Origin of the sequence: Sporosarcina sp. USHLN248 (genome assembly GCF_037144575.1) — a bacterium.
GTDB lineage: Bacteria > Bacillota > Bacilli > Bacillales_A > Planococcaceae > Sporosarcina > Sporosarcina contaminans.
This window is the reverse complement of sequence record NZ_JBBCZC010000016.1, coordinates 60,567-73,435: the sequence shown is the minus strand read 5'-3', so window position 1 is coordinate 73,435 and position 12,869 is coordinate 60,567. Positions and strand designations below refer to the sequence as shown.

The window sequence follows — 12,869 nt, the reverse complement described above, 5'->3', positions numbered from 1 at the left end:
CGTGCGCCTGGAACGGAAAGCGACGGTTGTCAGGGGTTCCCCATTTATTCTCCAACCAGAAAGGGACTATCACAGAAAATCAGTTTTCACTGACTTTCTGGACAGCCCCTTGAACATTTTTTTAAGCATATCGGCGATGCACTTTTTTGCCGTCATACGAAAAAATGATTTGCTTATTTTCGATATACGTTTCCAGATGGACAATCCTTCCCCAAAGTTGATGTATATATGGAAGAACGTTTTCCAAATAAGGGATATCCAATTCCGTCTCCTCATATTTATGGACTAAATACAATTCACCATTCCGCACATAATCCCCATCATGGACGACGATATATGGGAAGCCACCATTTACCCGCTGCGCGATTAAACGATTTCTCACTTCTTCAAAATCTTTATCCGAAATTGTATATTGGCTTCCTCTCTTTTCAAAAACGTATAAGTCCTCACTTTGAATTAATTCTTTCGTTAAATAGTTTCGGATGAATGAAATGTCCGAATCCATCTCTCTCACTTCAAAAATCTTTTCTCTCCCAGAACCGGGTTTTACTCCGAATTCCTTCATCTCTTCCGTCGGATGATCGTAGCGCCTCTCAATATCTTCGAAAATCTTTAGCCCCAAATAATACGGATTAATTGATGTGCGAGAAGGCTGAATAACATTTGCATTTAACTTTGAGTATTCGATCGTCTCGTCTGATGACAGATCCAATTCCCGCATAATGCGTTGATGCCAATAGGTGGCCCAGCCCTCATTCATAATTTTTGTTTCCATTTGCGGCCAGAAATAAAGCATTTCCTCACGAATCATCGTTAAAATATCGCGTTGCCACTCCTCGAGCTCTGTACTATGATGCAATAAGAAAAGGAGCAAATCCTTTTCGGGTGCGGGAGGAATCTTTTTTCTTTTATTTTCAAACGATGGCTCGCTTTTTTTCTTATAATCCATCTCCCATAAATCATCGTAAGGCGTCTTCTTTTTTTCAATTCTTTCTATTGTTTGCTCTTCTTCCTCTTCAAGATCCGTTCTTATAATGGAGGGATCTATATGCTCCTGTATTGCAAGCACTGCGTCGATGAACTTTTCTACTTCATCTTTGCCGTAGATCAATTCATATTGCACAATGCGTTCGGCTGTAGCTGTCATGCTTTCAACCATATCACGCCTCGTATTTGAGAAGCGGACATTGTTTTTAAAGAAATCGCAATGCGCTAATACGTGGGCGATGATGAGCTTGTTTTGCACTAATGTATTGCTGTCAAGCAAAAATGCATAGCATGGGTTCGAATTGATAACTAATTCATAAATTTGGCTTAATCCTAAATCATATTGGAGCTTCATTCGATGAAATTGCTTCCCAAAACTCCAATGTGAAAAACGTGTCGGCATCCCGTAGGCTCCAAATGTATAAATAATATCAGCAGGGCATATTTCGTAGCGCATCGGATAAAAATCTAGCCCGAAAGATTTTGCAATCTCTGTGATTTCTTGAATCGCCTTCGTCAGTGCCATTTGTTCCATCATACCGTTCCTCCAAGCTCCATGCTTTTTTGGAAAAAGGCCTTCAGTGCATAATACACATCCCTGTTCTCTCTTAATACATAATGCCGAAACTTCGGATTATCGATTTTATTATAAGATGACATTAATGTTGAATACCGCCCGCGCTCATTCACTTCCCCATATCCGAACATATTGCATAGTCCCATTAACTCCTCTACTAACGACATACATTTCACATTGTCAGAAGTCATATTTTCTCCGTCAGAAAAATGAAACGGATAAATATTATAGCGGGACGGGTCGTATTTTTTCTTGATCAATTCCAATGCTTTTTCATAAGCGGTTGAACAAATCGTTCCTCCGCTTTCCCCTTTCGAAAAGAAATCTTGCTCTGAAACAACTTGCGCTTTTGTATGATGTGCAATGAACTCAATATCAACCTGTTCATATTTCGTCCGCAAAAATCTTGTCATCCAATAATAGAAACTTCTCGCCATATACTTTTCAAAATTGCCCATTGAGGCACTTGTATCCATCATCATTAGAACAACAGCATTTGAGTGTGGCTTCTGCACATCATCCCACGTTTTAAAGCGCAGATCATCATTGTAAATCGGCATGATATTTGCTCTGCCTTCCATTGCATTCCTTTTAATGGCAGCAATGATCGTCCGCTTTTTGTCAATATTCCCAATGAGGCCTTTTTTTCGGATATCGTTGAATTCGATGTCTTCATGCACGATGTCCACTTGTTCTTTCTGCTCCATATTCGGCAGTTCAAGCTGCTGAAATAGCGTCTCTTCTATCTCAGCAATTGATATTTCTGCCTCATAATAATCATTACCCGGCTGATCACCAGCTTGTTTTCCGTTGCCAGCGCCGGGCTTTCCATCATTTGCAACGACATCTCCTACTTTGCTATCTCCGTTGCCTTGCCCTACATGCTTTGATTTGTCATGGTTGTAACGAATTTTATATTCATCCAATGACCGGATCGGAATTTTAATGACGTCCTTGCCATCTGACATGACGATACTTTCTTCACTAATTAATTCCGGAAGGTTTTTCCGGATCGCTTCCTTGACCTTTTCCAAATGACGCTTTTGATCTTGGTGGCCTTTTCTGTGCAGCGACCAGTTTTCCTGTGAAACGACAAAAGACTCGATTGATTCATCCTGCATTTCATTTCACCTACCCCAGTCCACTCATTTTTATAGTATATGCAAGGACTGGAACACTATTGAACTGTTGTCACCTATCTGTTGCGATTCTCAAAAACCGTCTAATTGCGAATTTTTTTGCTATCGGTTCAAAAGACTTCCTACATATTTTAATAGCTCATTCGCAGAAACAGAATTGTAGCCATACTCATCAATTAACCTTGCCACGACTTCATTGACCTTTTTCAAATGGGTTTCATCTGGTGTCGTGGAAGACGTTGTAATTTTAACGACATCCTTTAAATCTGCGAAAAGCTTTTTCTGAATCGCCTCTCTTAACCGTTCATGTGAGTTGTATTCAAAGCGTTTTCCTTTCCTTGCATATGCCGAAATACGGATTAAAATCTCTTCCCTAAACGCCCGCTTCGCATTTTCCGATATGCCAATCTGTTCCTCAATCGATCTCATTAATTTTTCATCCGGATTCATTTCTTCACCCGTAAGAGGATCTTTCAATTTATGTTTATTGCAAAATGCTTCCACATTATCAAGATAATTATCCATTAACGTCTTCGCGGATTCTTCATACGAATAAACGAAAGCTTTCTGAACTTCCTTCTTCGCAATCTCGTCATACTCTTTCCGAGCAATGGCAATATAATTTAAATAGTCCTCTTTATTTTCCTTTGAAATGGACGCATGCTGATCAAGCCCCTCTTTCAAAGAACGCAATACATCCAGCGCATTAATGGCATCCACTTCTTTACGAATAATCGCTGAAGAAATCCTGTTGATCACGTACCGTGGATCAATGCCGTCCATACCTTCATTCGGAAACTCACGTTTTAACTCCTCTAAGTCTGCCGAATTAAACCCTTCTACACTTTCCCCATCATACAATCTCATCTTTTTTACAATATCGATCCCTTGTTTCTTGGAAACTTTCAACCTTGTCAATACTGAAAATATCGCCGCAACTTTTAAAGCATGCGGTGCAATATGCACATGCGCCATATCACTTTCCTTAATCATTTTTTCATATATTTTTTCTTCTTGACTCACTTTTAAATTATACGGAATTGGCATCACGATAATCCGTGAGTGCAAAGCTTCATTCTTTTTATTCGAAATGAATGCTCGATATTCGGTTTCATTCGTATGTGCGACAATTAACTCATCAGCACTAATTAACGCAAAACGACCGGCTTTGAAATTTCCTTCTTGTGTTAGCGATAATAAATGCCAAAGAAATTTTTCATCCAACTTCAGCATTTCTTGAAATTCCATCATCCCACGGTTTGCCTTATTCAATTCTCCGTCAAATCGGTACGCTCTCGGGTCAGATTCGGATCCATACTCGGCAATGGTGGAGAAATCAATGCTTCCTGTTAAATCAGCGATATCTTGCGATTTAGGATCGGACGGTGTAAACGTTCCAATGCCAACACGCTTATCTTCTGAGAAGAAAATCCTTTCGATGAGGACATCTTCAATTTTCCCATCATACTCTTTTTCCAATCTCATCGTATTTAAAGGCGATAAACTTCCTTCAATACGTATCCCAAATTCATCATAAAAATCATCTCGTAAATGCTCTGGTATTAAATGGAGAGGATCCTCATGCATCGGGCACCCTTTTATAGCGTATACCGCCCCCTCTTCCGTCTTTGAGTATCGTTCCAAACCTTCTTTTAATAATGTGACGATCGTTGATTTCCCACCGCTGACAGGTCCCATAAGCAATAAAATCCTCTTTCGCACATCTAATCTTTTCGCAGCCGGATGAAAATACTCATTGACGAGCCGCTCAATCGTATCTTCGAGTCCAAAAATATCATTTTCAAAAAAACGGAACTTTGTATAACCATTTTCCTTCGTTATACCATGGCTTTTAATCATTTCATACACTCTTGAATGCGCCGTTTGGGCAACTTCTTTCCGTTCTTTTAAAATGTGCAAATAATCGGCAAAAGTACCTTCCCATTTCAACTTGTTCTCTTCTTCACGGAAATGTTCGACTTTCCGCAATATATCCATTCATTTCCCTCCATTCAGGGCCTGGTTTCAATTATTGTATGCCGTAATGCTCGGTAAAATGAGGCTTGGAAAAATAGCTCATTTATTTTCCTAATTCCCATAAACGTTCATGAGCTTCCACTTCCAAACCATTCACGAAAACATGCTAAACAGAAAACTCGCGTAAAACACATAACAACGTATAAACATCCTTTACATTCACTTAAAAAAGCATATAGAGAGTACAAACTCTCCACATGCTTTTGTAGGGCTCTTATTCACTGGCAGGATACAATTTTTTCAAAAACGCAACAGATTGATGGATCAATTTCTTTAAAATATCTATATCAATATCATCGACCTTATTAATATAAACACATGATTTCCCAGAAGTATGTTTTCCAAAATCCTTTAACAAAGTTTCTCTTTCTTGGTCTCCTGTTGCAAAATAAAGGCTGATTTTCGCTTTGCGCGGTGAAAAACCGACTAACGGGGCATCCCCTTCATGTCCGGTTTTATAAACATAATGATAAGAACCGAAACCGATAATGCTCGGCCCCCACATTTTTGCTTCATAACCTGTCTCTTCAGTAAAAATATCAAGGAGCCTATACGCATCCTCTTTCTTTTTCTTGCTTTCAATAGCTTCAATAAACTCGACAACACTATCATCTGTTTCTTTCGTCTTTTGCTCGTACATTTCACTTCACTCCTTTGTAAAATTTGAACGTTTTGCATATAAACAATGTATGATGAACATTATAGAACGTTTGAATAGCTATGCACTGAGAAAACAATCGACGATTTTCCGATAAGCTGCTGTAAAAGAATTGTTAGGTATACTTAATGCGACTTATGTAGCGTGATCATTTTTGAAACTATTGATGCATTCAATCTATGCCCTTATCGTATTCATACAGCTTTATTGCGCCTAACTTGTAACTTAAAAGTTATATGGACTCCAAAGCATTGTTGATCATTGACGAAACGGAAGATTTTAGATCTACTCTCAGTTATCTGAATGATTCTATTACTTGATATTGTGTTACAATTATTATAACGTATAAAGCTACAATAATTTCTATTTTAAATTATCTTGACTAGGGATTTTTTTACTTTATAATTAGATTGATTTTACACCAAAAGTGTTGGGATGCAGTTAGTAGAGTTAGGCGCTTTAGTGCTTTGCTTGACTGTCGGAGCGCTGCTTTCGACTGCAGCCTAAAGCTAGACGATACCTTAAAAGGAGTGGTGTTAGGGTTGGACAATAAGCTGAAGTTATACGGCTTTAACAACCTCACAAAGACACTTAGCTTCAACATTTATGATGTGAGCTATGCAAAAAGTGAGCGAGAGCAAAAAGATTACATCGCCTATATCGATGAGCAATATAATTCGGAACGATTGACGAATATTTTGTACGATGTAACAGAAATTATCGGCGCCCATGTTTTAAATGTCAGCAAGCAAGATTATGACCCTCAAGGGGCAAGTGTCACCATACTTATTACGGAAGAAACGCTGCCAGTTGCATTGATTGATGAATCGTGTAACCGCGGAGAAATCGAAATATTGAAAACTCGCGATTCTGTCGTCGGGCATTTGGATAAAAGCCATGTCACCGTCCATACGTACCCTGAGTACCATCCAGATAATTCGATCGCTACGTTTCGCGTTGATATTGAAGTTTCAACATGCGGGGAAATCTCTCCGTTGAATGCTTTAGATTATCTCATCGGCAGCTTTGATTCGGATATTATAACGACTGATTATCGTGTGCGTGGTTTTACGCGAGACGATAAAGGGAAAAAATTATTTATTGACCATAAAATGACGTCGATTCAAGATTATATCGATCAGGAAACATTGCAAAAATACGATGCAATCGATGTAAATGTTTATCAATCCAATATTTTTCATACAAAACTGCTAATTAAAGACATCAATTTGCAAAATTATTTATTCAATACAGATGTGTACGAAATTCCTCCTAAGGAAAGGCTACGCATCACGAATAATTTGCGCAAAGAGATGATTGAAATTTTTAGCGGTTCCAATATATACGAAGAGTGAGCGTTTGTCATGAAAAATCTTTCACAACATAAAGCCCCTATTATGGAGGCACTTAACAATTTTAAACAAATGCGTGTCGTTCCCTTCGATGTTCCTGGCCATAAACGAGGTCGAGGCAACGAGGAACTGACCGCTTTTTTAGGCGAAAAGGCGATGGCGGTCGATGTTAACTCCATGAAGCCTTTGGATAATTTGTGCCACCCTGTATCCGTCATTCGAGAGGCTGAACAACTAGCAGCTGAAGCTTTTGGAGCAAAGCATGCTTTTTTCATGGTGAATGGCACAACGTCCGCCGTCCAATCAATGGTTATGACTGCATGCAAAGCGGGAGAGAAAATTATCATGCCGCGCAATGTGCACCGCAGTGCGATCAACGCTCTAATTTTGAGCGGAGCCGTCCCAGTATATGTAAACCCGGGCGTGAATCGTGAATTGGGCATTCCTTTAGGGATGGCAGTTGAAGATGTGAAACAGGCGATCCTTGATCATCCCGATGCGAAAGCGATTTTAATTAACAACCCGACATATTACGGAATTTGTTCCAACTTAAAAGCATTGACAGAGCTTGCCCATGAACATGGCATGTTAGTGTTAGTAGACGAAGCACACGGTACACATTTTTACTTTAATGATGCTTTGCCGATTTCTGCTATGGCAGCGGGTGCAGATATGGCTTCCGTCAGCATGCATAAATCCGGGGGCTCCTTAACACAAAGCTCATTTTTACTCATTAATAATGAAATAAGCGAAGGTTATACTCGCCAAATTATCAATTTGACCCAAACGACTAGTGGATCATATTTGCTGCTCTCCTCCCTTGATATTTCACGGAAAAATTTATCTTTGAACGGTCAAGAAATCTTTCGGAAAGTGGCTGAAATGGCGCAATATACGAGGGATGAAATCAATAAGATCGGCGGTTATTACGCATTTTCAAAAGAGTTATGCAACGGGGATACAATCTATGATTTCGATATAACAAAACTGTCCGTCCATACGCTAAATATCGGTCTCGCAGGTGTAGAAGTTTATGATATTTTGAGGGATGAATATGAGATTCAAATTGAGTTTGGAGATATCGGCAATTTGTTAGCATACATTTCGGTCGGTGATCGACGCTTGGATTTGGAGCGTTTAGTTTCTGCTCTTGCAGAAATAAAGCGTCGCTATCAAAAAGACAAAAGCGGTTTATTCGATCATGAATACATTACACCTCAAGTCGTTGCAACTCCACAAGCTGCTTTCTATGCACCGAAAGAAAAGTTGCCGATCCATGATAGTGCAGGACGAATTGCAAGTGAATTTGTCATGGCCTATCCGCCGGGCATTCCAATTTTGGCACCAGGTGAAATGATTACGAAAGAGATTTTATCGTATATACAATACTGCAAAGATAAAGGAAGCTTTATGACAGGGACGGAAGATAGCAATATTGAATATATCAATGTGTTGAAGGAGTCGGAGCAATGAATCTTTGGTATACAGAAGATCACTCACCGAATGTCCGGTTCTCTATGAGGATAGATGAACATCTTTATACCGGGAAAAGTGAGTTCCAAAAAATTGATGTCTTCCAAACAACGGAGTTCGGTAAAGTGCTTACATTGGACGGCTATGTAATGGTAACTGAAAAAGATGAATTCATTTACCATGATATGATTACCCACGTTCCGATGGCGACGAACCCGAATATCAAAAAAGTGTTAGTAATTGGTGCTGGTGATGGTGGAACGATTCGCGAGCTGACAAGATATGAAACAATTGAACAGATTGACATGGTTGAAATCGACCAGTTAGTCGTCGAAGTTTGCAAAAAGTATATACCTCAAACAGCAGCAAAATTGGACGACCCGCGTGTCCATTTGCATTACGAGGATGGTTTGAAATACGTACGGTCCAAGGAAAATGAGTATGATTTAATTATCGTCGATTCAACAGACCCTTTTGGTCCAGGCGAAGGCCTTTTTACGAAAGAGTTTTACGGAAATTGCTACAAAGCCTTAACTGAAGACGGTATTTTAGTCAATCAACACGAAAGCCCCTTCTATACGGAAGACGCTTTGGGCATGCAACGAGCTCACAGACGTATCCTTGGGTTCTTCCCTATTTGCAGCGTATATCAAGTGCATATACCGACATATCCTTCAGGACATTGGCTTTTTGGATTCGCTTCAAAAAAATATGACCCAGTATCGGATTTGAAAGCGGAAGCTTGGAATGAACTCGGAATACAAACAAAATATTACAACACGGATATTCACGTAGGGGCATTCGCTTTGCCTAACTATGTAAAGGAGCTTTTGAAAGATGCTGAATAAAAATATCGAAACATTTATCGGCTGCGATCAAGAGTACGATGAATCGAACATCGTCATATTTGGTGCCCCTTTCGATTCTACGACATCTTTCCGCCCTGGCACCCGGTTTGCGAGCAAGGCCATGCGAAGTGAGTCATTCGGAATTGAAACGTATAGTCCGTATCAAAACAAAGATCTTGAAGATATTGCCGTTTATGATGGCGGTGATTTGGAATTAAGTTTCGGCAATACAGAAAAAGCATTGCATCAGATTGAAACCTATACGAAGCAGGTCGTTCAAGACGGGAAAATTCCTTGTATGATCGGCGGCGAACATTTAGTAACATTAGGCGCCGTGCGAGCAGTTGCAGACATGTATCCTGATTTGCATATTATTCAATTCGATGCACATGCAGATTTGCGTGACGACTATTTAGATGAAAAGCTTTCCCATGCAACGGTTATTCACCGAGTTTGGGACATTGTCGGGGACGAAAAAATCTTCCAATTTGGCATCCGGTCAGGTGATCGTTCAGAATTTCTATGGGGCAAAGACCATGTTTTCACAAACAAATTTAATTTTGATGGGTTAGAAGATATCGTAGAACGCCTAAAAGGAAAACCTGTCTACTTGACGATCGATTTAGATGTTTTAGATCCTTCCGTCTTTCCTGGCACAGGAACACCAGAAGCGGGTGGCGTCAGTTTTATGGATTTATTGCAAGCCATTTTAACGGTAAGCGATTTGCAAGTTGTTGGTTGCGATGTAAATGAACTGTCGCCGATCTATGACCAAAGTGGTGTGTCTACAGCGGTTGCATGTAAAGTTTTACGAGAATTATTGTTATCAATACATCCGAGTGCATGATTTTGCTTTTGGAATGTCTATTACTATTTGGGGGTGTTTTCATTGGGTAAAGCGTTAATCATTGGAGCAGGTGGAGTAGCAAGTGTTGTTGTGCATAAATGTGTACAAGTGCCTGATGTGTTTGAAGAAATTTGCATTGCGAGCCGGACAAAGTCCAAATGTGATGCATTGAAGGAAAAGTTAGATGGCGGAAAAACAAAAATCCAAACCGCACAAGTCGATGCAGACAATGTAGATGATTTGGTAGAACTAATCAATTCATTCAAACCTGACATCGTCATCAACGTTGCATTGCCTTACCAAGACTTGACAATTATGGACGCTTGTCTTGCTACAGGTGTGCATTATTTAGATACAGCAAACTATGAGCCTCTCGATACAGCAAAATTTGAATATAAATGGCAATGGGCATATCGCGAAAAATTCGAGGAAGCCGGCCTTACCGCAATTCTTGGCTGCGGATTCGACCCAGGCGTAACGGGCGTCTTCTCCGCTTATGCGCAAAAGCATTATTTCGATGAAATCCACCAGATCGATATCGTCGATGCGAATGCGGGTGATCACGGTTATCCTTTCGCAACGAATTTCAACCCGGAGATCAATATCCGTGAAATTACGGCAAATGGCCGCTACTGGGAAAACGGCGAATTCATCGAAACTCCGCCGCTTTCCGAAAAACGTGTTTACGATCTTCCCGAAATCGGTCCAAAAGATGTCTACCTTCTCTATCACGAAGAGTTGGAATCGCTTGCACAAAATATTAAAGGCATTAAGAAAATCCGTTTCTGGATGACGTTCTCCGAAAAATATTTAACGCATTTGAAAGTGCTTGAAAATGTCGGCATGACTTCGATTGAACCAATCAATTTCGAAGGACAAGAAATCGTTCCATTGCAATTTTTGAAGGCCGTTCTCCCTGATCCGGCTTCCCTTGGACCTCGTACGAAAGGTAAAACGAATATCGGCTGTATTTTCCAAGGCGTGAAAGACGGTGAAGAGAAAACGTATTACGTCTACAATGTTTCCGATCACCAAGAATGCTACCGTGAAGTCGGTTCGCAAGCAATCTCCTACACGACGGGAGTTCCAGCGATGATTGGCGCCATGCTTTTATTGCAAGGCGAATGGAAAAAGCCCGGCGTCTATAACGTGGAAGAATTTAATCCGGATCCATTCATGGATGCATTGAACGAATACGGTTTGCCTTGGCAAGAAGATTTCAACCCAGAGTTAATCGATTAATGGGAGGCATGCGACAAATGAAATTGAATTTCGATCCGACTGCTGTCCCTTCCCCTTCTTATGTTGTCGATGAAAAACTGCTCATTGAAAACTTGGAGCTATTGAAGTCGATAATCGACCGAACGAACTGCAAGATTTTATTGGCACAGAAAGGTTTTTCGATGTATTCCGTGTATCCGCTAATTGGAAAGTATTTAAACGGTGTAACATCGAGCGGTCTATTGGAAGCGAAATTAGGGTTTGAAGAAATGGGAAAAGAAGTCCATACGTACTCCCCCGCTTTTTCGGATGCTGAGTTCGATGAAATCCTATCCTATTCGGATCACATCGTTTTCAATAGTTTTGATCAATGGAGGAAATTCAAGGATCGTGTAAAGGGATACCCTAAAAAGATCGAATGCGGCATTCGCATTAATCCAGAGTACTCGGAAATTGAAGTCGATCTTTATAATCCTTGCTTTGCGTTTTCCCGATTTGGCGTCACTTTGGAAAACTTTGAGCCCGATGAATTGGACGGCATTAGTGGGCTTCATTTCCATACGATGTGTGAACAGAATTCGGATACGCTTGCTCGGACAATTGAAGTTGTCGATGCAAAGTTCGGCAAGTATTTGAAAGATATGAAGTGGATCAATTTTGGAGGCGGGCACCATATTACCCGACCTGACTATAAAATCGAGACGCTCATTGAATCGATTGAATTCATGAAAAATAAATATGACCTTGACGTCTATTTAGAGCCAGGTGAAGCAGTTGCTTTGAATACCGGATTTTTAGTAGCAACTGTTTTAGACACGATGCATAATGGCATGCCGATTGCTATTTTGGATACTTCCGCATCTTGCCATATGCCAGATGTCTTAGAAATGCCTTATCGACCTGAAATTGTTGGGGCAGGCATGCCAAATGAAAAAGCGGTCACTTACCGATTAGGCGGTCCGACTTGTCTTGCGGGAGATGTCATCGGGGATTATTCTTTCGATGAACTACTAAAACCTAATGACAAGCTTGTTTTCTGTGATATGGCTCACTATTCAATGGTGAAAAATAATACGTTTAACGGTGTCAATTTGCCATCCATCGTATTGAATACTGTAGAAAACGGTCCAAAAGTAATTAAAAAATTCGGCTATGAGGATTTCAAGGAACGTTTATCTTAATATTAAAGAGTTGCCTGCTCCATAGGGAGTAAGCAACTCTTTAATATTCTTTCCATATTTGGCTCCATTGAAAACTTAAACACTTGATAAACCTCTCAAATTTGAAGAACCAAAGATAAGCAAAAGAAGGAAAATGATCAATAAAACTTTATTAATAAATTGCCTTGCATCAAATTGCGGACTTTCCGACATTTTTCCCCCTCCTAATCAATATCCACTTGTTGAAGAATCCCGTTGAAGACTTCCTCTAACGTTAAAGCTCCGTTCTCTCTCAAAAAGTTCTCCATTTCATTTTCAGTTTTATTCTTTTTAAATGTACCAAGCAACGTAACAGCAATAACTGGTTCTTCACGAAAAAGAGATACATAATCTACTTTTAGTTTTCCAAATAAGAGAAGAGTAGCTGTGACAATTTCGAGATCCTTCCCTTTGAAAAGATCTCCTAAAGTGTACGGTTTGTTCGACCGATTCCAAAACTGTTCATCCATTGCTCTCCACATCCTCTTGTATATTGTATGGGAGTTGGCTTGCTCATGTTCAACAATTTGC

11 protein-coding genes are annotated in these 12,869 nt (G+C 40.0%); 6 read left to right on the top strand and 5 right to left on the bottom strand.

The features are described from left to right. Nucleotides 1-121 precede the first annotated feature (121 nt). The 4 genes from WFH04_RS08595 to WFH04_RS08580 all read right to left on the bottom strand — a co-directional run bounded on the left by WFH04_RS08595 (nt 122) and on the right by WFH04_RS08580 (nt 5,380). The gene (locus WFH04_RS08595) at nt 122-1,522 is read right to left on the bottom strand and encodes a SpoVR family protein (RefSeq protein WP_336823644.1); all 1,401 of its coding nucleotides are present in this window, start codon (nt 1,520-1,522) and stop codon (nt 122-124) included. Beyond that, nucleotides 1,522-2,685 (bottom strand): sporulation protein YhbH, encoded by a 1,164-nt coding sequence (gene yhbH / locus WFH04_RS08590; RefSeq protein ID WP_336823638.1) that lies wholly within the window; start codon nt 2,683-2,685, stop codon nt 1,522-1,524. Before yhbH ends, WFH04_RS08595 begins: the two co-directional genes overlap by 1 nt. Nucleotides 2,686-2,805: 120 nt before the next feature. Beyond that, entirely contained in the window at nt 2,806-4,701 is a 1,896-nt protein-coding gene (locus WFH04_RS08585; protein WP_336823637.1) for a PrkA family serine protein kinase, read from the bottom strand. Between the two features lie 253 nt (nt 4,702-4,954). Then, nucleotides 4,955-5,380 (bottom strand): DUF1801 domain-containing protein, encoded by a 426-nt coding sequence (locus WFH04_RS08580; protein WP_336823636.1) that lies wholly within the window; start codon nt 5,378-5,380, stop codon nt 4,955-4,957. Nucleotides 5,381-5,940: 560 nt separating this feature from the next. Between WFH04_RS08580 and speD the strand changes: the two genes are divergently transcribed. From speD to nspC, 6 genes are read left to right on the top strand one after another with little or no spacing between them, the layout of a single operon-like run. Beyond that, on the top strand, nt 5,941-6,753 hold the full coding sequence (speD, locus tag WFH04_RS08575) for an adenosylmethionine decarboxylase (protein WP_336823635.1): 813 nt from the start codon (nt 5,941-5,943) through the stop codon (nt 6,751-6,753). A gap of 9 nt (nt 6,754-6,762) precedes the next feature. Continuing rightward, entirely contained in the window at nt 6,763-8,223 is a 1,461-nt protein-coding gene (locus WFH04_RS08570; RefSeq protein WP_336823634.1) for an aminotransferase class I/II-fold pyridoxal phosphate-dependent enzyme, read from the top strand. Then, nucleotides 8,220-9,071, top strand: a complete 852-nt coding sequence (speE, locus tag WFH04_RS08565) for a polyamine aminopropyltransferase (protein WP_336823633.1) — start codon at nt 8,220-8,222, stop codon at nt 9,069-9,071. Before WFH04_RS08570 ends, speE begins: the two co-directional genes overlap by 4 nt. After that, nucleotides 9,061-9,918 carry an agmatinase gene (speB, locus tag WFH04_RS08560; protein WP_336823632.1) on the top strand — a complete coding sequence of 286 codons (858 nt, stop codon included), beginning with the start codon at nt 9,061-9,063 and terminating at the stop codon, nt 9,916-9,918. The genes speE and speB overlap by 11 nt, the downstream gene beginning before the upstream one ends. 42 nt (nt 9,919-9,960) lie before the next feature. Then, nucleotides 9,961-11,160 carry a saccharopine dehydrogenase family protein gene (locus WFH04_RS08555; protein ID WP_336823631.1) on the top strand — a complete coding sequence of 400 codons (1,200 nt, stop codon included), beginning with the start codon at nt 9,961-9,963 and terminating at the stop codon, nt 11,158-11,160. A gap of 23 nt (nt 11,161-11,183) precedes the next feature. Next, nucleotides 11,184-12,320 carry a carboxynorspermidine decarboxylase gene (gene nspC / locus WFH04_RS08550; protein ID WP_336823643.1) on the top strand — a complete coding sequence of 379 codons (1,137 nt, stop codon included), beginning with the start codon at nt 11,184-11,186 and terminating at the stop codon, nt 12,318-12,320. Nucleotides 12,321-12,523: 203 nt separating this feature from the next. On the opposite strand, the gene WFH04_RS08545 is transcribed toward nspC, so the two are convergent. Then, entirely contained in the window at nt 12,524-12,808 is a 285-nt protein-coding gene (locus WFH04_RS08545; protein WP_336823630.1) for a hypothetical protein, read from the bottom strand. Nucleotides 12,809-12,869: the final 61 nt, after the last annotated feature.

Bases quoted from the DNA above. Each gene is read 5' to 3' on its own strand.
- WFH04_RS08585 (WP_336823637.1), bottom strand. From the start codon at position 4,701: ATGGATATATTGCGGAAAGTCGAACATTTCCGTGAAGAAGAGAACAAG.
- speB (WP_336823632.1), top strand. From the start codon at position 9,061: ATGCTGAATAAAAATATCGAAACATTTATCGGCTGCGATCAAGAGTAC.
- WFH04_RS08595 (WP_336823644.1), bottom strand. From the start codon at position 1,522: ATGGAACAAATGGCACTGACGAAGGCGATTCAAGAAATCACAGAGATT.
- WFH04_RS08545 (WP_336823630.1), bottom strand. From the start codon at position 12,808: ATGGATGAACAGTTTTGGAATCGGTCGAACAAACCGTACACTTTAGGA.
- speE (WP_336823633.1), top strand. From the start codon at position 8,220: ATGAATCTTTGGTATACAGAAGATCACTCACCGAATGTCCGGTTCTCT.
- yhbH (WP_336823638.1), bottom strand. From the start codon at position 2,685: ATGCAGGATGAATCAATCGAGTCTTTTGTCGTTTCACAGGAAAACTGG.
- WFH04_RS08570 (WP_336823634.1), top strand. From the start codon at position 6,763: ATGAAAAATCTTTCACAACATAAAGCCCCTATTATGGAGGCACTTAAC.
- WFH04_RS08580 (WP_336823636.1), bottom strand. From the start codon at position 5,380: ATGTACGAGCAAAAGACGAAAGAAACAGATGATAGTGTTGTCGAGTTT.